17 protein-coding genes are annotated in these 21,334 nt (G+C 49.3%); 3 read left to right on the forward strand and 14 right to left on the reverse strand.

Annotated elements, in window-relative coordinates:
- Positions 1-9 precede the first annotated feature (9 nt).
- The 5 genes from FHS16_RS04915 to FHS16_RS04935 form a co-directional block, all read right to left on the reverse strand.
- On the reverse strand, positions 10-1,818 hold the full coding sequence (locus tag FHS16_RS04915; protein ID WP_183559413.1) for an ABC transporter ATP-binding protein: 1,809 nt from the start codon (positions 1,816-1,818) through the stop codon (positions 10-12).
- 138 nt (positions 1,819-1,956) lie between these two features.
- Entirely contained in the window at positions 1,957-2,715 is a 759-nt protein-coding gene (locus tag FHS16_RS32405; RefSeq protein WP_183559416.1) for a response regulator transcription factor, read from the reverse strand.
- Between the two features lie 79 nt (positions 2,716-2,794).
- Complete coding sequence (locus tag FHS16_RS04925) at positions 2,795-3,625, reverse strand: carbohydrate ABC transporter permease (protein WP_183559418.1); 831 nt, start codon at positions 3,623-3,625, stop codon at positions 2,795-2,797.
- A gap of 3 nt (positions 3,626-3,628) precedes the next feature.
- Positions 3,629-4,519, reverse strand: a complete 891-nt coding sequence (locus FHS16_RS04930) for a carbohydrate ABC transporter permease (RefSeq protein WP_183559420.1) — start codon at positions 4,517-4,519, stop codon at positions 3,629-3,631.
- Between the two features lie 81 nt (positions 4,520-4,600).
- Positions 4,601-5,917, reverse strand: a complete 1,317-nt coding sequence (locus FHS16_RS04935) for an ABC transporter substrate-binding protein (protein ID WP_183559422.1) — start codon at positions 5,915-5,917, stop codon at positions 4,601-4,603.
- 314 nt (positions 5,918-6,231) lie between these two features.
- Here FHS16_RS04935 and FHS16_RS04940 point away from each other — a divergent pair, with 314 nt between their 5' ends.
- From FHS16_RS04940 to FHS16_RS04950, 3 genes are read left to right on the forward strand one after another with little or no spacing between them, the layout of a single operon-like run.
- On the forward strand, positions 6,232-7,206 hold the full coding sequence (locus FHS16_RS04940; RefSeq protein WP_183559424.1) for a glycoside hydrolase family 113: 975 nt from the start codon (positions 6,232-6,234) through the stop codon (positions 7,204-7,206).
- Positions 7,203-8,414 carry an AGE family epimerase/isomerase gene (locus FHS16_RS04945; RefSeq protein ID WP_183559426.1) on the forward strand — a complete coding sequence of 404 codons (1,212 nt, stop codon included), beginning with the start codon at positions 7,203-7,205 and terminating at the stop codon, positions 8,412-8,414. The genes FHS16_RS04940 and FHS16_RS04945 overlap by 4 nt, the downstream gene beginning before the upstream one ends.
- Positions 8,415-8,440: 26 nt before the next feature.
- Positions 8,441-9,616: a glycoside hydrolase family 130 protein gene (locus FHS16_RS04950; protein ID WP_183559428.1), complete on the forward strand. Its 1,176-nt coding sequence runs from the start codon at positions 8,441-8,443 to the stop codon at positions 9,614-9,616.
- 178 nt (positions 9,617-9,794) lie between these two features.
- Here the strand turns inward: FHS16_RS04950 and FHS16_RS31625 are convergent, their stop codons facing one another.
- From FHS16_RS31625 to FHS16_RS04995, 9 genes are all read right to left on the reverse strand, one after another.
- On the reverse strand, positions 9,795-10,268 hold the full coding sequence (locus tag FHS16_RS31625) for a hypothetical protein (protein ID WP_246431594.1): 474 nt from the start codon (positions 10,266-10,268) through the stop codon (positions 9,795-9,797).
- A gap of 29 nt (positions 10,269-10,297) precedes the next feature.
- Positions 10,298-10,945 (reverse strand): hypothetical protein, encoded by a 648-nt coding sequence (locus FHS16_RS04960; protein ID WP_183559430.1) that lies wholly within the window; start codon positions 10,943-10,945, stop codon positions 10,298-10,300.
- Positions 10,946-10,952: 7 nt separating this feature from the next.
- Entirely contained in the window at positions 10,953-12,041 is a 1,089-nt protein-coding gene (locus FHS16_RS04965; protein ID WP_183559432.1) for a LacI family DNA-binding transcriptional regulator, read from the reverse strand.
- Positions 12,042-12,055: 14 nt separating this feature from the next.
- Complete coding sequence (locus FHS16_RS04970) at positions 12,056-13,345, reverse strand: ABC transporter substrate-binding protein (RefSeq protein ID WP_183559434.1); 1,290 nt, start codon at positions 13,343-13,345, stop codon at positions 12,056-12,058.
- Positions 13,342-15,213: a sensor histidine kinase gene (locus FHS16_RS04975; RefSeq protein ID WP_183559436.1), complete on the reverse strand. Its 1,872-nt coding sequence runs from the start codon at positions 15,211-15,213 to the stop codon at positions 13,342-13,344. Before FHS16_RS04975 ends, FHS16_RS04970 begins: the two co-directional genes overlap by 4 nt.
- Positions 15,214-15,230: 17 nt before the next feature.
- Positions 15,231-15,992 (reverse strand): SDR family NAD(P)-dependent oxidoreductase, encoded by a 762-nt coding sequence (locus tag FHS16_RS04980; RefSeq protein ID WP_183559438.1) that lies wholly within the window; start codon positions 15,990-15,992, stop codon positions 15,231-15,233.
- A 180-nt stretch (positions 15,993-16,172) separates the two neighbouring features.
- The gene (locus FHS16_RS04985) at positions 16,173-17,288 is read right to left on the reverse strand and encodes an NADH:flavin oxidoreductase (RefSeq protein WP_183559440.1); all 1,116 of its coding nucleotides are present in this window, start codon (positions 17,286-17,288) and stop codon (positions 16,173-16,175) included.
- A gap of 277 nt (positions 17,289-17,565) precedes the next feature.
- Positions 17,566-18,450 (reverse strand): ABC transporter ATP-binding protein, encoded by an 885-nt coding sequence (locus FHS16_RS04990; protein WP_183559442.1) that lies wholly within the window; start codon positions 18,448-18,450, stop codon positions 17,566-17,568.
- Positions 18,451-18,453: 3 nt separating this feature from the next.
- Complete coding sequence (locus tag FHS16_RS04995; RefSeq protein ID WP_312890777.1) at positions 18,454-21,333, reverse strand: ABC transporter permease; 2,880 nt, start codon at positions 21,331-21,333, stop codon at positions 18,454-18,456.
- Between the last annotated feature and the right edge of the window lies 1 nt (position 21,334).

Consider the following 21,334-nt stretch of genomic DNA (forward strand, 5'->3'; position numbering starts at 1 on the left):
TTCTCCTCCTTACAGCTGAAGCTGTTTGAGGTTATAAAATTCCCCTTTGCTTGCCATTAGCTCCTCGAATGTGCCAACCTCGGCAATCCGGCCATGCTTCATCACGACAATGCGGTCAGCATCGCGAATCGTTGAGAGGCGATGTGCAACGATGAAAGTCGTACGGCCCTTAATAAGCTCCTGCATCGCCTTCTGCACATGAAACTCCGACTCATTGTCGAGAGCGGATGTCGCCTCATCGAGTATGATAATGCTCGGCTGGCGCACGAGCGCGCGAGCGATCGCTATCCGCTGGCGCTGGCCGCCGGAGAGCTTACCGCCATGCTCGCCAACCATCGTTTCCAAACCATTGGGCAGTTGTCCGATAAACTCGGAGAGATTGGCCATATCAACCACGCGCTGTATCTGCTCATCCGTAATATCGCGCAGTCCGTAAGTAATGTTGTCGCGAATCGTTCCCGAGAACAGGATATTCGTCTGCGGCACGACAGCCAGATGTTTGCGATAGCTGCGCAGATCGATATCCGCGAGATCAATGCCATCCATTATCACTTTCCCGCCAGTAGGCTGCAGGAAACCGATGACGAGATTGAGAACCGTCGATTTGCCCGCGCCGGATGCGCCAACGAATGCGATGCACTCTCCAGCCTCCACGTCAAGCGTTACGTCCTCAAGCACATGATGCTCGCTGCCCGGATAAGACAGCTCAACGCCGCGGAACGAAAATTCGCCGCGCACGCCAGCCAGCTTTCTCTTGCCGCTGTTATTCTCGATATCGGTCGATACCAATATTTCTTTGATCGAATGAATGGACTCGAGCCCTTTGGCAATTTGCGGATAAATATTGATTAGTCCGGTAACAGACCCCAAGATCATAGCGAAAAAGCCTTGGTACATGACTACATCGCCAACCTGTATTTCACCGTTATAAGCCAGATAAGCGGTAAAGATCAAACAAAGGACCTGAAAGATTTGGAATGTAACCCAGTTCGTCGATCCAAAATAGGCTTCTACCAAATCGAGCCGGTAGCCCTTGCCTTGGATATTGCGCAGGGTCGAGTCGATCCGCTCGATTTCTACCTTTTCCAATCCATGTGCCCTCGTTATTGGAATCATCTCCACCATCTCCGACACGCGCGAGGACATTTGTTCGATTTCCTTGCGGAACTCCTTGTTCGACTTTCTGATTTTGCGGCGGAAGATCGTCACAATCGTAATCGACATTGGAATCGTAAGGACAAAGAACAAAGAAACGACCCAGCTGCTGTTCAGCGTAATGGCAAAGGAAACGATAATATTCACGACAGCGGGAGCGAGCGCAATCATGAATTGCTTCGACATCATCTCAACCGCTTCTACATCCCTGAGCACCTTGGACTGAAGCTTGCCTGCAGGCAGCTCGCGATGCTGGTTGATCGAAAGCTGCTGGAGCTTCCGGACAAGCGCGCTGCGAAGCCCCGCTTCCACGTATCTCACCGCGCGGCTTAGAAAGGATATGTAAGCGGCATGCGTCGGTATATTTTGCAAAATGACAATCAGGATGATGAAGAAATTAATCCAAATTCCGCTGATCGAATGCTTCGCCGGGTTTGTTGCAATGTTTATAATGTTCGCAGTAACGATTGGCAGCACGTATATCGGCGCGCTCTTAATCAGCAGAAAAAACAACGAAACAAACAGGTTTGCGAAATTTCCTTTGTATAGCGAAAACAAAAACTTCAACGGACTCGCATCCTGCTCCAGCGATGCATTTTCGAACGTGCTGGCTAGCCCCTTTGCAGCTGCGCTCAAGCGGGCTTTTTCCACTCTCTCTGACATTGCTCTACCCATCCCTCTGTAGCTCTGTTCGTTTATAAACGCGTGTTTATTCTAAGCGCTACGGCACAATATTACGCTCATATTGTGCAGCTGTAAAGATGTTTTCTTGCACTTCTTGTATTCTTTTTGGCCAATGGCCTACCGATGCTTGCCTTTATAATCCTTTGGCGTCTCACCTGTCATTTTCTTAAACAGCTTATTGAAATAAACGGGGTCGCTATAGCCAACCAGCTGCGATATCTCATAGTTTTTCAAATTCGGATGATCCGTCAGGAATTGTTTGGCTTTCTCAATCCGAATGTCGATCAAATAATCGGTTAGCGTCATCCCCGTTTCCTGCTTGAATAGACGGCTCAAATAATTGGCGCTCATGCCGACCGTTTCAGCCATGCGTTCCATCTCGAAGTTTTTGCCGTATTCCTGCTCCAGAATGGATTTCATCTGCTCGATAACATGATGCTCTTTTTCCTTGGAGATCGCTTCAGCTGGCTGCTGGGTATCGTTCGCTTCTCCAGGCTGCGCTTCACCGCGTTCTTGCTTGATTTTGATAAGCAGATCATATAAATTCGACTTGTCTACGGGCTTCAATAAATAGTCGCGTACGCCATGGCGAAGCGCCTTGCGCGCGTATTCGAATTCACTGAATCCGCTTAGCACGATCGTTGCAATCGGTTTATCCCGCAGATGCTCGATAAGCTTCAAGCCGTCCATCATCGGCATCTTGATATCTGTTATAAGCACGTCGAGCTCACCTTCACCCAGCTTGGAAATATGAGCCCACGCATCCATCCCATTGCTGTAAGAACCGATGACTTGGATATCCAAGTCCATCTTCGTCAAAATTTTTTGCAGGCCGAGCCTAATGAATTCCTCATCGTCCGCGATAATAATGTTCACTCATGCTCGCTCCCTTCGCGTGATCCTCCTCTAGTTTGCGCTAAAATCCGCATGACCGCAACGGAAAGAAAGCGGACGGCTATTTCACCGCACCGCTTGTCACACCCGCGAATATATATTTCTGCAAGAAAAGATAAAGGATGGCCGTTGGAATCATAATGATAAGTATCGCTGAGGAAATCATTTGCCAGTCTCCGCTGTTCACTCCGAAGAATCGCATGAGCGAGGTGGAGACCACGACATGTTCGGCTCGCGGCAGGTAAAGCAGCGGGATGAACATATCATTGTAAATACTGATCGTCTTCAGAATAACAATCGTCGCCGTAGCCGGAGCGAGCAGCGGGAATATAATGGATCGGAAGATCCGAATCAAGGAAGCACCCTCCAGCATCGCGCTTTCATCCAGCTCGTTCGGAATATTGCGAATGAATTGCAGGTAAATGTAGATTTGAAGGATATCCGCCCCTACATAAATTAGAACGGGCCCCATCAGGTTATTCGTTAGGCCAAGGGTTTGGATCGTTTTATAGTTGACCACCTGTGTCGTAATCGCCGGAATGATCGTTGCGAACAGGAACAGGCCGACGATCGCTCCCTTGAATTTGAAATCAAAGCGTCCGACTGCATAACAGAAGGCCGATCCGATCAAAATATTCAAAATCAGCGTAACCGCAATGATGAATAGCGTGTTTCCGAATGCATGCAGCATATCCGCCTGCTTGAACGCTTGGGCGAAGTTTTTCAAGTAAAGAAAGCTATCCGGCATATCGATCGTAGACTTGGTATGGAATTCATCCTTCGTCTTGAATGCATTGACCACGATAATATAAGGCGGGAATAAAATCGCAAATGCCGCCAATACTAGGCTGAAATATTTCACTGTGTCCCAAAGCTTATTGGATTTATTCATCGATTATTCCCCCTTTCCTTTCAACAAAAAGCGCTGAATCGATAAGACAATGACAACAAAGAGCAGCAAGACTACGCTCATCGCGGATGCAAGACCGTAATTGTTGAACTGGAAGGCTGTCTCGACGATTTTCATAACGAACGTTTCGCTTGAACCAGCAGGTCCGCCCTTGGTCAAAATATACGGTAGATCGAAGACCTCCAATGCACCGGTAACCGTGAGGAACAAATTGAGCTCAATGATTTTGTAGATGTTAGGAAGCGTAATGCTTTTGAATTTCTGCCAGCCGTTTGCCCCGTCAATGGATGCCGCTTCATAAATGTCGTTCGGGATCGATTGAAGCGCCGCTAAATAAATAACCATGTTAAAGCCCATGAACCGCCAGAAGCCGATGGAAGCCAGCGTGTAATTGACAAATGAGCCGCTGCCGAGCCAGCTCGTCTTGGACAGAGCATCGAAACCGAGCTGTCCAAGCAGGTAGTTCAAGGAACCGTTTGTCGTATCGAATACGTAACCGAATAAGTATGCTACAGCAACGCCGTTTAGGATGTACGGTAAAAATAGCAGCAGCCTAAAAAAGTTTTTCCCTTTAAGCTTGCTGTTCAGCACGACTGCAAAATAGATGGCCGCGATGTTCTGTACGATTCCGACAGCGAAATAGGCAAAGTTATGTTTGAATACGCCGAAGATAGCCGGATTGGCAAAAACTTCTTTGTAGTTGGACCATCCGATCCATGGTTTATTGGAGCTTAGTCCGTCCCAGCTTGTGAAACTTAACCGAATGAGTTCGAGCGCCGGATAATAGGCGAATGTCAGCAGCAGCAGCAGCGGCAGTGCGACGAATCCAATGACTACGTAATTTTTCTGTGTTTTGAAAGGCAATCTGCTAAACATGAGACAACCCCATCCTCCCTGCTTCTTTCTAATCGGAATGGGCAGGATGGACAACCGGAATACCCATCCTGCCTGCATCCTTTACAGACCTAGATCTTTTTTCGCTTTTGCCCACGCCGTGTTCACTTTATCGAGTACCTTTTGCGGATCCTTCGACAATACGAATTCTTGAACAACTGCGGCTTGGTCAAGCTGCGCTTTGTTTTGAATTTCCGTTGCAGCGTCGATTGGAGCTGCCGGCTCGAAAAATTTAGGGCTGAACGTATTGAACTCCGAAAGCTGCGGAAGCTTGGATTCTTTATCTTTCAGCGTTGGGATGAAGCCTGCGAAATCATCATAGCCTGATTCCTCGATCATCCATTGAACGAATGCTTTTCCTGCTTCTACGTTGCCGTTTTTGTTCACTGCGTAGAAGAAATCCGGATTAAGCGGTGCTTTTGCTTCGCCAGAGTTGTCGACAGGGAATGGGAAGAAACCAACATCCTCGGCAGGAGCCCCGTTTTCGATAACTTGATTGATGACCCAGTTGCCAAGCAGATACATACCGAATTTACCGGATGCTACGTCTTTTTTGGATTGCTCCCAGTTTGTTGAGTTCACGTCTGCTTCAAGGAACCCTTTGGTATGCATCTCACGGATAATGCTCCATGATTTGCCGTATGCGTTATCCATTGTGTAAGGCGTGTCGCTCTCAGCGCGTTTATTCTGGTGATCAGAAGCGCCAGCTAGCAGGGTTGGCATATCGTAGACCCAAACGTCTAACGGCCATTTGTCTTTAAAGTTGGAAGCGAGCGGCACGATGCCTGCATCCTTCAGCTTCTGGGATGCTGCAAGGAACTCGTCGTATGTTTTCGGAAGAGCGGTAATGCCTGCTTTCTCGAATGCTTTCTTGTTATATACGATACCTACCGTCGAACCGCCGGAGGAAATGCCGTACATCTTGCCTTCCTGCGCTTTCAAATCCTTGAAATGGATATCGCCTGAGAATGCAATATCATCGAGCGGAGCGAAATAATTCGGAAGCTCTGCATTCGGAATCGTCGGCGTGAATACAACATCAGGGAAATCGCCGGAAGCGATACGAATTTTCAGTGTTTTGTCGTAGTCGGTAATCGCCTCGAACTTAAGGTCAACGCCAGGATATTTCTCTTCAAAACGTTTTTCATAATCCACGTATTGCTTGTCGATCATATCTGTTCGGTTCGTTAAGAAAACGACATCTCCCGTAATTTTAGCTGCTTCCTCGGTACCGCCATTTTCTGGCTTGTTTGTTGCCGCATCATTCGTACTTGGCTTGTTTGTTGCCGTTTCTTCTGTATTAGCATTATTTCCGCCACAAGCAGCAAGACTTGTTAGCATAACTACAGAAGCAAGTGCTAACGAAACAGTTTTTTTCATTTTCAAAATCCCCCTTAGTTCGTTTTGATTCCGCTTACAAATTGATAATACCCCATAACAAGCAGATCTAAAATGGTTTAAAATATGATTTATAGTCTTCAACTGACATTGATTGAAAACGCTATCTTTCGCCTGAAAGCTGAAATATTAACAAAAGGCGGTCCTGTTTTGCGCTATTAAATGAAGCAAAGCAGCCCAACCTCCGAATAGCTAAGAAAGGTATTGCAAACATTCCTTAAATCATGTTTACTTGTTATATAACAAAAACATTTATTAGCAATAACAAAAATATTTCATAAAGCGAGGCGACACAAATGACGAACCAAACGGCCTATATCGGCGGCATGACTTGGGGCTGGACAGGCGTACGCGGTACTTGGACCGGACCGAAAGCGGAGCAATCCATGACGCTTATGGCTGAGCGATTAAATGTGAATTGGACGGCAATAGCGCTTGGCGCTCTTCAAGACCATGCACAGGCGACTGAAATCAAATTTGGCGAAGCCCCTACCGTTACGGATGACGAGGTGCTTGCTGCGATCCAGCAAGCTAAGGCACTTCAACTAAAAGTCTGCTTAAAGCCCGTGGTCAATTGTGCGGATGGAACATGGCGCGCTCATATTAACTTCTTCGATCTCGATGTTCCTTGCGAGCCCAAATGGTCGGATTGGTTCGCTTCCTACACCGCATTCATTTTGCACTATGCGCGAATCGCAGAGGAAACAGGCTGCGAGATGTTTTGTATCGGCTGCGAGATGGTTCAAACCGATCGCCGGGAAACGGAGTGGCGCCAGCTGATTGCGGAGGTCCGCAAGGTCTATTCCGGAATTGTTACGTACAACTGCGACAAATACCAAGAAGGCCAAGTGAAATGGTGGGACGCTGTCGACGTTATCTCCTCCAGCGGCTACTATCCAATTGGGGATTGGGAGGAACAGCTTAATCGCATTGAGAAGGTTGTCTCTGCCTACGACAAGCCATTCTTCTTCATGGAAGCAGGCTGCCCTAGCCGCGAAGGCTCGCAGCATATTCCGAATGATTGGGGCCTGCAGGGTGAGCCAAGCGAAGAAGTCCAGCGGCAATTCTACGAAACGATGTTCGGTGAGTCCGATAAGCGGGACTGGGTCGGGGGCTTCATGCTCTGGGATTGGCCGGCTCGGCTTTATGAGGAAAGCGATGCGGCAGCTAACGATGATTACTGCATGTATGGCAAGCAGGCTGAAAAAACCGTTCACGATTATTACGCAAAGAAGATCGCTGAATCAACGGTAGGAGGAACGATTTCATGAATGAAAGCAACCAGCAGTGGTTAAACCGCATTCAACAAGAGCTTGAAACCAACATTCTCGGTTTCTGGATGAAACATACGGTCGATGAGAAAAACGGAGGTTTCTTTGGCTATATGAGCCGTGATCTTACCGTTAACCCTGAGGCTAGCAAAAGCTTGGTGCTTAACACCCGTATATTATGGACCTTTGCTTCCGCATACCGCTTGACCGGGAACAAAGCCTATCTGCAGATTGCCGACCGTGCTTACCGCTATGTCAACGAACATTTTGTCGACTCTGAATACGGCGGGCTATATTGGATGGTTGATTCGGCAGGACAGCCGCTCGAAACCAAAAAACAGGTTTACGGCCAAGCCTTTGCCATCTATGCCTACTCCGAGTATTACCGGGCTACCGGTAACGAGGAATCGCTGCAGCAAGCGATTGAGCTGTTTCATACGCTTGAGCGTTACAGCTATGACGATCAGTATCAAGGTTATTTCGAGGCGCTTACGCGCGAATGGCAGGAAACCGATGATAACAGCCTGAGTGAAAAGGATCTGAATGAGAAAAAATCCATGAACACGCATCTGCACGTGATGGAGGGTTATACGAACCTGTACCGCATTTGGAAATCCGATGAGCTGCATGCCAAGCTGAAATCGCTCATTGAAATTACGATCAAGCACATCATTAACCCGGTGAATGCGCACTTCATTTTATTTTTCGACGAGCAATGGAACTATAAATCCGAGCATATTTCCTACGGTCACGACATTGAAGGCAGCTGGCTGCTTGTAGAAGCAGCAGAGGTGCTTGGCGACGAGGTCTTGCTTGCGGAAGCTAAGAAAATTGCAATCCGCATGGCTGAAGCTACATTGAACGAAGGCGTAGACAGCGATGGCGGATTACTGAACGAGGCTGGTCCCCATGGCTTGATTGATACGCGCAAGGACTGGTGGCCGCAGGCCGAAGCCGTCGTTGGGTTCTACAACGCCTTCCAAATGACCGGAGAAGAGAAATATCGTGACGCAGCTATAGGCTCTTGGTCGTTTATTGAACGGTTTATTGTCGATGAAACCTATGGCGAATGGCATTGGAGCGTTAACCGGGACGGTTCTCCGAGCGACAACGACGAGAAGGTCAGCCCTTGGAAATGTCCGTATCACAATGGACGCGCTTGCTTTGAAATGATCGAACGCCTTAGCGGCTCAGCAGCGGCACACTAATTCAACTTAAATGGAGGGGTATATACATGAGTAAATTTAATGAACGCAAGCAGTTGCTGACAGAGCGGTACGAAGCTCTTGTCACGCAAAAGAACGAGCCTGAAGCACTGGGCAACGGCGTATTCGACCGTTATGTGCATCCAGTCCTTACGGCGGCACACGCACCGCTCGCTTGGAAATATGACTTCAACCCCGAGACGAATCCTTTTTTCATGGAACGCCTTGGCATTCACTGCGTTTTTAATCCCGGTGCGATATTCTTGAACGGCAAATACCATCTGGTTGCCCGCGTTGAAGGCAATGACCGGAAGTCTTTTTTCGCGATTGCCGAGAGCGGCAGCCCGGTAGACGGCTTCCGCTTCTGGGAGCATCCGATTCTTCTGCCAGAGACGAGCGATCCCGACGTAAATGTGTACGATATGCGCCTTGTTCAGCATGAGGATGGCTGGATTTACGGCTTGTTCTGTACCGAGAGAAAGGATCCCGCTGCCCCAAAAGGCGATTTGTCCAGCGCAATCGCACAATGCGGCATTGTAAGAACGAAGGATCTGAAGCAATGGGAACGCCTTGCCGATCTCAAAACGGCATCGAATCAGCAGCGTAATGTCGTGCTGCATCCAGAGTTTGTAGACGGCAAATATGCCTTTTACACACGCCCGCAGGATGGCTTCATCGATACGGGCTCAGGCGGCGGCATTGGCTGGGGACTATCAGATACGATCGAGAATGCGGTTGTTGAACGCGAGGTTATTATAGACGAGCGCCACTACCATACGATTAAAGAAGTGAAGAACGGTCAGGGCCCTGCACCGATCAAGACCGAAAAAGGCTGGATTCATGTCGCTCATGGCGTTCGCAATACGGCGGCAGGCTTGCGCTACGTCCTTTACGCATTCCTATCCGATCTGCAGGAGCCAAGTAAAGTAACCCATCGCCCAGGCGGCCACTTGCTTGCGCCGGAAGGCATAGAGCGCGTCGGCGACGTATCGAACGTTGCGTTCTGCAACGGCGTCATTGCCCTTGACAACGGCGACGTATACATCTATTATGCTTCTTCGGACACTCGCTGCCATGTAGCTGCCACAACGGTTGACCAATTGCTTGACTATTGCCTGAATACGCCGGAGGACCCGCTGCGCTCATATGCTTGCGTAGAGCAGCGTATCGCGTTGATCGACCGCAATCTGCAGCTTCAAGGTTAATCCATCTATTCCAAAGAAGTGTCCATCAGGTGCTAAGGCATCTAATGGACACTTCTTTTTCAATCATTGTCAATGATACGTTCCCCTTCACCTGCCGGGGCTTCGAATCCATTCAGAAAGCGGGTTAATATCTCCTCCGTTATCGGAAAAGCTGCATGGCATGATCCACTCCGACTGATCAAAGCTCCTCATTTCCAACCTCCCTTTTTGCCCTGCCCCAATTGTTCCAAATAAGCAGACTTACGATGATGACAGCGAATGAGCCCGCCACATAGCGCCCCACTTTCCCCCAACTAATGATTCCGCCTCCATATGCCCCTTCGTAGCTCGCTCTAATGAACATGCCATCGCTACCATTGACCGCTATCGCTTCATCGGTTTCTATCTTCTGAATGGCGTAATATGGTGTACCTACCGGATAATAGTTAGAGAAATGTCCCGAATAGATTCCTTCTTCATCGGAATACGACGTAACCTTGCCCAGCTCGTTGCCGATTTGAGATGCGTCGACCGGGATATCGGTTATGGAATAGGAATTTCCGTCATAGACAACGAAATGTCTTGCCCAATCCGCATGGACCGTTCCTGTAAGAGTAAAAGCGCTTAAGATCCATATAACGATTATATATGATCCCATTTTCCGCAATTGCATTCTCCCTCCTTTCAAACAACCAACCCGACTTAATCAAACGCAACTAAAAATCCGGTTCCCGGCTTGCAATCGCCATCAATGCTAACGGTTGACGTTGTCCATAGCTCAGCGAGCGTCAACACATCCTCCTCGCTCAGCCACCCTTCTTCATCTCCGGTTGTAAAAAAGGCGATTTGATGCTCTTCCGCCGTCAAATCGCCTTCATCTATAAGAACTTCGCCATCGCCATAGCCGAAAGCCCGGACAACGTGACCATTAATCGCCTTGCACCAAGCATAATAGCTGGAAACCCTATAATTTCCAAAGTAATAGGCTTCCCCGAAAAGAGCGCTTAGAGCCTGCGCTTTATTTCTTGCTCCTTCACTCGAGCTATCTTCTATTTCCCGCATAAATGGTTGGATGATAAACGTCCAACCATTCACTTGAGGCGTTATAAAACAGCTGCCGTTATACGCAGCTGCCATGCCTGTTTTCCAGTTCGCTGCAATGATACCTTTCCCCTTCAGAAAAGCCGCAACGCGCTCTGTATCCGTTGTATTAACAGCAAACCATTGACACTTATAGCCGAATTCCTGAGGCAAATCTGGCGTGCTGTCAATTACGAGCAGTGCTTTCTCTATGGGGGCAGATACTGGGCTTGCTAACTTCCATTTCGAGAACAGATTCTTAAATAACATGAATACCTCAGCTCCCTATAAACGCGGCGCTCGCCTGCCCTGTCGATTCCCGGTAAAGCAGCTCTCCTGCAACCAATAGCTTCTCCATGGGCTCCTGCTTGCTCTCAATACGAGCAATGAGACGGTCGACGGCACGTTTGCCAAGCGCCTCCTTGGGCACATGCACGGTCGTAAGCGCAGGCGACATTCGGAATGAATCGTCAATATTATCGTAGCCGGTAACCGACACCTCATCCGGCACCTTGATGCCGAGCTCTTGCAGCGCTTTTACCGCACTGATTCCGATCATATCATTAGCGCAAAGCAGCGCCGTTGGGAGCGTTTTTGCCTTTATTCTTTTGACCGCCCATTGCTTAATCGGCTCTTGAAACTGCTCATGCTCGAAGCCCTCAACAGATAAATAATAGTCACCGCTTATCGAGAAGCGCGATGCTTCCTCCATATGCTCCTCAAGCGCGCTTCGGAAGCCGAGAAAACGATCCTTAAAGCTCCGGGAATAATGAATATCTCCTACAAAGCACAGCTGCGCGTGACCTTTTCCGATCAAATGCTTGGTCAGACGGTACATGGATTCATAGTTGTTCGTAAAAACCGTATCGCTAGGAATGAGCATATCTTCATGATCCACCAATACCATCGGCAATCCGATTCGGTGTACCTCAAGCAGCAGCGGCGTCGATATTTCCCCAACGCCAATTAAACCGAGAATGCCGTTCGGGTTGAGGAAATGCAAGAAATGATCGACGCTTTGCTCGGAGACGATGACCATCCCATAGCCGCCCTCTTCCAGCCTGGCTGCAATGCCGTCGAGAATCCGTCCCCAATAAAGCGACTCCTTCGTTTGGAAACGAATGTTCGGCATGAGCACAAGCACCGATTGCTTGCCTGCGGCAGGCGTCTTAGGCAGCTGCTCGAGCTTCATCGTTTTGACGTACGCGTTTTTTTGGGAGAAATAACCCAGCTGTGATGCCGCCTGAATGACGCGTTCCTGCGTTGCTTCGCTAACTCCGCCTTTGCCGGAGAGCGCCTTGGAGACAACAAACTTAGAGACACCTAAATAATCGGCAATTTGCTGCATGGTAACCTTTTTTGACATTGAAAAACTCCACCTTAACTTTCGGTAATGGTTCGTGCTGCTTTCCACCGCTCGTTATATTTGTCGAACACTTCCTGCAAGTCGGGAGCCGCTATCCAATCCTGAATGAAATCGCCCGACCAGAATGCGATTTGTGCCGTATTTGAGATTTCGAGCAGCAGGTCATTGGGAACGCGGCGCTCTAGAAACTCGCTGTTGAAGGACAAAAACTGCTGGAACTGCGGCAAGGACGGAGTCTTCGCTTCATTGACAGGCAGGAATCCGGAATCATCAATATAACCGGAATCATTGACAAAAAACTGTACCCACGCTTCAGCAAGCTGTTTATTCTCGCTAAACTTGCTTATGCCCAAAAACCAGTCCGGACTTAAAGGCGCATACCTCTTCTCGCCATTATCATATGGGAATGGAAAAAAACCGATATCCTCCGTCTTGGCGCCGGCGGCGATCACTTGATTAATGACCCAATTTCCCATCAAATACATGCCTGCTCTCCCGCTCGCCAGCTCTGTTTTGGAAATTTCCCACTGATTCGTGAGCAGCTGCTTCTCCACGTAATCCCGATCGATTAACGTTTTTGCGATGGAGATGGCTTGTCCCCAAGGATTGTCGATTTGCCACGGACTGTCCTCATTCACCATATTATTCAAATAATCGGCGTCTCCCGTTATATAGCTAACCAAATCCTCGCCCCAAGTCATCAACGGCCATTGGGCGCCATAATTCAAATAGACCGGAACAATGCCTACTGCCTTGAGCTTTTCGCAGGCTTCATAAAATTCGTCGAGCGTCGTCGGTACATCCTTAATACCAGCCTTTGCAAAAGCCTCTTTGTTATACACAATGCCCGTTGTGGACGCCCCCGTCGCAATACCGTAACGAGCCCCTCCGAAAGCTTTGAAATCGGCAAAACGAACATTTTCGAAGAGACTGTCATTGAGCGGCTCGAAATATTCCGGCAAATTCTCATTTTTTATATTGTTGGGCAGCAGCAGCACATCTCCCAAATTGCGTGTAGACAAACGAACCATAATATCGCTGGCATAATTAGGCACGCCTTCGAATTTGACCGTAACGCCGGGATGCAGCTCAGCGAATCGATTGGCATACGTTTGGAATACGCCATTCTCCACAAGGTCAACCCGATTGGTCAATACGGTCAACGTCGCAGCCCACTCCGCCTGCTCCGATTTGTCCGTAGGCTCGCTCTCCGCCCCGCCGCCCGGCAAATTATTGTCGCAGCCCGCTATGCATAAGCCCAATACAAGAATAACGAACATGACAATGGACTTGTATTTATTCATTCCGCTTCTCTCCCTAATTCGATTGGAAGCTGTAACATCACCACGGTGCCTGTTCCCCGTTCACTGGTTACCTTCAGCCCATAAGCATTCCCGTAATGAAGCTTGATGCGCTCATTTACATTTTTCAAGCCAATCCCGCCTGACTTCCCTTTCACGCCAGGCTCTTCCGCTCCAGCGAGCGAACGATTAAGCCGATCCAAAGTCTCTTCATCCATGCCTACGCCATCATCCTCGATACGCAGCCAGAAGATTTGCGAGGTTTGCTCGCTGCTAATTCTAATCCGCATGAAAGGCTTGCTGTCATCCATCCCATGATAGATGGCGTTCTCTACGATAGGCTGAAGCACGAGCTTAATAATCGGATACCGGTACAGAGCTTCGGCTACCTGGATGTCCAATTGGAAGCGGCCCGGATAACGGTAATTAAGCATTTCCACATAATTTCTCATATGCAGCAGCTCGTTCTCCATTGTGACCTCCTCAAGCAGATCACTAATGCTGTAACGCAGCAGCTTTCCTAGAATAGCGATCATGTCTGCCGCAATTTGGTCGTCATTCAGCTCTGCTGCCATGCGGATCGATTCGAGCGTGTTATACATGAAATGCGGATTAATCTGGCTCTGCAGCGCATGAAGCTCGGCTTCCTTTTTCTTCTTCTCAATGACATAAATATCTTGAATAAGATGGTCGATCCGTACAATCATTCGGTTAAACTGGGTACCCAGCTGTCCAACCTCATCCCGGTATTTCACCTGAAACTGCACGTTGAAATCGCCCTCTTGAACATTCCGCATCAAACGCATCATTTTGCGAAGCGGATTCGTGAGCGCGAACGAAAAGATAAATGAAATAAAGAGCGCTACGATAATCGTGATAATCGTAGCAATCCATGTCACTCGCCGGATCACGACCGCGTCCTTCGTCAGCTCGCTGTTCGCGATGGACGTCATAACCTTCCATTTCGTATTCGGCGACGTCGTATAAATGTATAAGCGTTTTGCGCCGTCTCGTTCGTAATAGAAGCTGCCCTTCGTCCCCTTGGCGAGCGCGACAGTCGGATCATTCGCGATATTCGTCGCCATCCTCGACTTGTCGCTGTCATACACGACATTGCCAGCTTCATCAATAATAACCGAATCTCCATTCGTTACCTTGTCGAGCTCACTCATCTGATCCTCAATGACGCTAATATTCGCATCCACGGCAATGAGGCCAAGCGTCTTCAACGATTTGTCGATGACTTTGCGAACAACCGTGAACGCATATTTGGTGCTCTGCAAATTGCTCGTATATTTCTGCGTGCTGAATAACAGCGCTTCGCCTCCCGAGCTTTCCACGTTCTCGCGCCAGTTCTCATAGCTTTCCTTCACGTTCAGCCGAATACCGCCGCCGGCAGTCGAAAAATAGCCATTTCCGAAATGGTCAAATATATAAACGGAATTGGCGCCTCGCTTTATCGTATTGATAAACGAGATGTTCCCTTCAATCCCGCGCTGAATAACGAGCAGCTGGTCAAAATCATCGGGCAGCTGGCTGCCGTTATCGCCCGCCGCCTGCTGCCGCTGCTCGTAATACGCATTGGAGCGCATCAAATTTTGCTTAATATCGTCTTGATAAGCGGGAATCGAGGATATGCGCACCATATCCTCGATATAATCGTCGACGCGAACCATCATGTTCTCAAGCATCTTAGTCGAATATACGATCGTTTTCTCTTCGATTGAGCGTGAATAGTTGCTATAGGAGATGTAGCCGATAAACGATAACGGCAGCGTAATCAGAAGCAGAAAGACGATAAACAGCTTCCGTTCCATTCTCATGCCGCCAATAGCCGCCCATATGCGCCACAATCGTTTTTTTGGACTCATCCTCATGCTCCCTTAATCTAGATGGCAGGCATAACGTTTCCGCCGTTCACTGGAATATATGCCCCTGTTATAAAGCTCGCAAGATCCGATGCCAGGAACGCGACCGTATTCGCAATCTCCTGATCGGTTCCTCTTCGTTTAAGCGGAACACTCTGCGCATAGGGGTTGTTCTCGTCTATTCCGCTCGCACGGTCGCGATCGCTGATTGTCCAACCCGGTGCAACTTGGTTCACCGTAATTTGATGCTCTCCCGCTTCCTTTGCGAGTACGCGGTAAAGACCGTCCATTCCGCGCTTGCCGGCCGTATAGGCAGATTGGTTCGGAAAGTTCTGCATTGCGCATTCCGTATTAATGCCTATGACCCGGCCCGCTTTCCGTTCTATCATCGCAGGCACGAACGCTTTGGCCAAAAAGACGCTTTGCAGCACGCAGGATTCAAATTGGCTGACGTAATCCGCGATCGGCTGCTCCAGAATGCTTGTCCATTGATACTGTATGACCGCATTGGCAACTACGATGTCAACGTGACCAAGCTCTTCAGCAACCGCCGCCTTCATCTCATTCATTTGCTGCTCGTTAGTCACATCCGCTTGAACGATCATGGCGCGTCTGCCGAGATTCGTTATTTCCTGCATCAGCTCTCTAGCCTTCGCTTCGTTATTATTGTAATGCAGTACGATGTTAGCACCGCAACCGGCAAGCGTACGAGCCATAACACGGCCCAAATCGCCGGTTGCCCCAGTAATTAAAGCTGTTTTATTCGAAAGATCGATTTGCATAGTCTGATTCACCCTTCTAATGGAGAGAGATTTGTTAGATTATTTCTATATAATTATGCTACCAAAAAAACAACCTTTTATAAAGCGTATTCAAAAAAATAACGCTTCAGCTCGTCAAGTGGAGGGGCGAACGAAAAAAAGCGCGATGCCCTGAAGCATCACGCTTTCTCCCAACCGGTATTAATTCAAAGCGCTCAATAATGCCGTATCATAATTTCTCAGCTCATCGGATCGTCCGTCACGTACCTTGGCCGCCCATTCATAGTCCGCAAGCAGCGCTCTTCCCACCGCCACAAAATCGAACTCTCCGTTTTCCAATCTTTCGAGCACGCCTGCAAGTGAAGCGGGATGCGCGGAATCGCCTGTGCTGCTCCGGAACTCGTTATCGAGACCGATGGAGCCGACCGTAATGGTTGGTTTTCCGGTCAGCTGCTTCGTCCAGCCTGCCAAATTGAGCTCTGAGCCCGCGAATTCCGGCTCCCAATAACGCCTTGTCGAGCAATGGAACACATCCACGCCCGCATCAACGAGCGGGGCCAAAAACGAAGAAAGCTGCTCTGGCGTCTCAGCTAATTTTGCCTCGTACTGGCCAGCCTTCCACTGCGAGAATCGCAGCACGATTGGAAAGTCCGGACCTACCGCTTTGCGGCAAGCTTCGATAATCTCTACGGCGAAACGGGTGCGTGAAGCAAGATCTCCGCCGTAGCGATCCGTGCGCTTATTGGTTTTGTCCCAGAAAAATTGGTCGATCAAATATCCGTGCGCCCCATGAAGCTCGATACCGTCAAATCCGATCCTTGCTGCATCGGCTGCGGCCTGTGCAAAGGCAGAGATCAGGTCAGCGATCTCATTCTCGGTCAATGGCTCCGTTATTTTCTCGCCAGTCAGATTGAGACCCGATGGGCCGATTGGCAAAGCCTCGGGATTGGGGAGATCTCCAATCTTGCGCGTCAGCCCGATATGCCATAGCTGAGGAATGATCTTCCCGCCTCCCTCATGCACGGCTTTCGCCACATTGGCCCAGTGCTGAAGCGCTGCCTCGCCATGGAAATTCGGAATATTGGGGTTGCCTCCCGCAGCAGGGTGATTAATCAGCGTTCCTTCCGTAACGATAAGCCCAACCCCGTTTTCGGCTCTGCGTCGATAATAAGCAGCGACATCCTCTGTCGGCACGCCGTTCGGAGAGAATCCTCTTGTCATTGGCGCCATCACAATGCGATTGGCCACCTCCAGATTTTTAGACTTAAAAGGCTTGAATAACGCTTCAACCGATGCTTCGCTTTTTGCACTTGACATATGGACTCCTCCTTTATATTCGGTATACTTTTTAGTTACAGTTACATGCCTGTATATCATATCATGTATTTCCGTCTATTCCCAGTCCTTTAATGAAAACAATCGCATCCGCCACCTGAAAAAGGCACAAGCGTAAACGGCTGAAGCCGTCCTCTGGCGGCTAAGCTTACGTTTCGCGTAGAAAATATAGAGAAAGTTGGCGAAATGATATACTTTCCTATATTTTAAAAAAAGCTGCAGCAAGGTCATTATTGACCTTGTACAGCTCTTTTAACCGTTATTCAGCTTTCTCCTCGGGAGGCAGCAGCACGATTTTCCCGTCCCCCAGCTCGACCCGCAATTTATTCGAGTTCTTTACGCCAATCGATTCCAAATAATTCGCGGGCACCTGCAAGCGGCCTGCTTTATCGAGTACAGCATACTCCACATGCGTCCCTTCTTCCGCGTTCTCTTCCTCCAGCGCAGCCAGCTCCTCGGCGTACGAACGCTTCCTCAGCATCTCGGACGAGATTTTGCCGTCTCGAATTGCGGCTACCCGGTCCACCTTCTTCGCAAGCTCCGGATCATGCGTGACGATCACGACCGTAATGCCTATCGTACGGTTCAGCTCGCGAAACAAATCGAGAATTTGATTAGCCATTCGCGAATCGACGGAACCTGTCGGCTCATCCGCCAGCAGCAGCTTGGGATGGTTAGCGAGTGCGATCGCGATCGCAACGCGCTGCTGCTCCCCTCCCGACAGCTCATACAGCTTATTGGATGCCCGGTGGCTAAGTCCCACGGCATCGAGCAGCTCCTTGGCGCGCCACCGCTTGCGGCTGCCTGTAAGCAGGATGGGAAGCTCGACATTTTCAAGCGCTGTCAAATACGGAATCAGATTCCGAGCATTATTTTGCCACACGAATCCAACGCTCTCCCGCTTGTAGCGTACGAAATCACGTTCCTTGAACTTCAGCATATCCCGACCGTCAACCGTCAGCTTGCCGGCTGTCGGACGATCCAGACCGCCCAGCATGTTCAGCAGCGTCGACTTGCCGCTTCCGCTATTGCCAATGATCGCCATCAGCTCGCCGTTCTCAATTTGGAGATCGAGACCTTGCAGAGCGAATACCTCCAGATCGGCAGTTTTATATATTTTGACAAGCCCTTCGCAATGAATCATCCGTCAATCCTCCCCTAGCTTAATCGCTTGATGAATGCGCAGACGCGACAGCATGTAAGCGAGTATGCCAAGTCCAACAACAAGCATGAAACCTACAAGCACATAAATCCGCATGAGATCGGAAGCATCGAACATGACTTTGAACGGCGGTACAAGGCTGCTTGGGTTGAAGGCAATCTGGAAGTTGGGTACATACAGCCGGCTTGCTATATTGCCGACGGCAATGCCAATTAGAACCGCAACGCCCGAAGTCAGGAGCTGTTCAACGGCAAGCATTCCGATAAGCTGCTTAAGCGACAAGCCAATAGCTCGCAGAATGCCGTTTTGCAGTGTTCTACCCCGCAGCGACAAGACCCAATACAATAAAAACCCAATAAAGCTTACTAGAATCGATAGGACGAAGCCTAAAGTCAGAATGCCGTTAAGCGCCATAAGAAAAGGATCATTTTTGGCTGCCACAAGCGCTTCTCTCGTATTTACGATATTCGTAACGGGAAGCTTGGACTGCTTGAGCGATTCGTAGAACGCAGCCGTTGTCGTCTCCGGCTTCAGCTTTATCCATACGTCATACGGCTCCAAAGCCAGCTGTACCTGAATGCGGGGCAAGTGTCCCACGATCAGCATCGGCGCATTTCCCTTAGAGGACTCGTCGCTTACGTCCACGCTCCCTATCGCCGGGTTCGGATTAAAGGTCGGGAAATATTCAATAATGCCGTATACTTTAAACGGCTGCTGTGGAACGTCGCTCCAGCCGACCCAGATCGTATCTCCCGGCTTCACCTTATTTTGCTCCGCTAGCGTTTTGGAGATGAGAACCGCCTGCGAGTCTGCGGCAAGCAGATTCAAGTAGTCATTGATCGGATAATCCAGCAAGCTGTCACGGAACCAAGTCGTTTCACCGAACTCATCGGTATCAATGCCAATGAGCGTTGCTGCCCCCGTGCTTTCGTTCACGCTGAAGGTCGTATCCTTCGTGAACACTTTAGCCGCTTGCTCGACTCCTTCAAGCGTCCGGAAAGGCTCGAATGCAGGCTCCAAATAATGCACCGGCGCTTGCACGGCCGGCGTCTCCGCCTGCGGCTGTCCTGGGCCTGCCGGCGGCGGGGCGTCGTTCATCCACTGCGATGTCAATACGACCTCGGCCCCGTTGCCGTAGCGAATGCGGTCCTCCGTATTATTATTGATCGTTCTGGCCGCAGAAGCGCTGAATACGCCTGTCGCAATCGTCATAATTAGAAAGATCATTAGGAATTGATATTGCGTGCTTGACCTTCCGACCTGTATCAGTGTCGCATAGACGGAAGGCGGCCACCACTTCTTGCCGAGCCAGTAGACAAACCGCAGCACCCATGGATACAGGCGGAGCAGCAGCAAGCCTGCTCCCATAATAAACAAGGCCGGCACGACGAACTGCAGCGGATCAATATTTAGATCACCCGCGTTAAGCCCCAAGCTTTGCAGGTCAGCCAATCTTTTCTTGAACGTGTAGAGACCATAGATGGCAAGCGCAAGCGCTATGACATCTAGAAACATTTTGTGCCATAGCGGCGACTTCAAGAGACGCGCCAGCTGCTGCTTATGCCCGACAATGGAGACGCGTGTCGCCATAATAATGGGAATAAGCATGATGACAAAGCAAGCGGCCGATGAGATAGCGCCATAGCGGTAGGCTTCCTCGGTCAGCCTAATTGGCAGACGGACGCGCTGCACGAATTCAAGAAAGCCGTTCGAAGCGCCAAGCATACCCGTCAGAGCTACCCCTATCAGCGGTCCGATGCCGAATGCGATGCCGCATAGAATTAGGCCTTCCACCGCATAGGAGGTAATGATCTGCCAGCGTGCCGCCCCTCTGCTCCGAAGTACTGCAATCTCATTCTTCTGCCTGTCGGCAATCAGATTCGATACCATGAACATGTAGAAGCCCAGCATGATCAGCACCGGGACGTTAAGCGACCACATAAGCGTACGAAGCTGATCGGCTCGCTCCAAATATTTGGAGATTGTATCCAGCGCCGGCGTTTCTGACACGGTTTGATACAAGGACACATTGTTCAACAGCACATTTTTTATTTTATTCGTAGTTTGGACGAAGTCATCAACATATCTTAGCTCCATCTTCGAATAATCCAATACGAAAAACCAGCCAACGGACGCGACAGGCAGACGAGCCTCCTGCATAAGCTGCTGCTTCGCAACCTTATCACTGATGATGAAGCTGCCGCTTAGCTCGCTTAAGTCCGTATCCCTGAAATAGGGATCATCATCCAGCGTTTTTTGGAATACACCTACTGGCTTGAATTTTATTTCCCCGGCAATTTTATCGTCATCGACAGTGAACGCCAAGTCCAGCACCGTTTTGAACTGAATCAAGCCTCGCTCCGTTACGAGCACCTCGTATACACCGTCAACAGGCTGCTGCTCCGCAGGCATTCTTCCGTCAATGAGCTTAATATGCTCCTCCAGACCAGAGAATGAACGAAGCGACATCGTTTTAAGCGATTTTTTGGAATCGGGCTCGGGATCGTTCTCCGGCCTAATCTTCATCGACTTTGATTGAAAATCAACGACAAGCTCCTGTACGGGAATCTGAAAGCTGGCTTGCGCCTGTTCGTGAATGTAGCGATCCACTTTCGAATAGATAGCATTCATTTTCTCCGGCGTTTCTTTCGTGTAGAACAGTTTATTGTATTGGCTTCCAGGATAGACGTTCCTTTTTGTCTGCATGGTCTCCAGGTCCTTAACCAGCATCCGCGATAAAATGGCTTCCGAATAGATCGGCATGCTGCTGACGAGCGCGACGGAGAGAACCAAGCCGATGAACAAGCTTGTCACTAACCACTTGTTTTGAACCATTTTACGTATAATCATGACAAACAAAGCCACT

It is taken from the genome of Paenibacillus endophyticus (assembly GCF_014192395.1).
Lineage (GTDB): Bacteria > Bacillota > Bacilli > Paenibacillales > Paenibacillaceae > Pristimantibacillus > Pristimantibacillus endophyticus.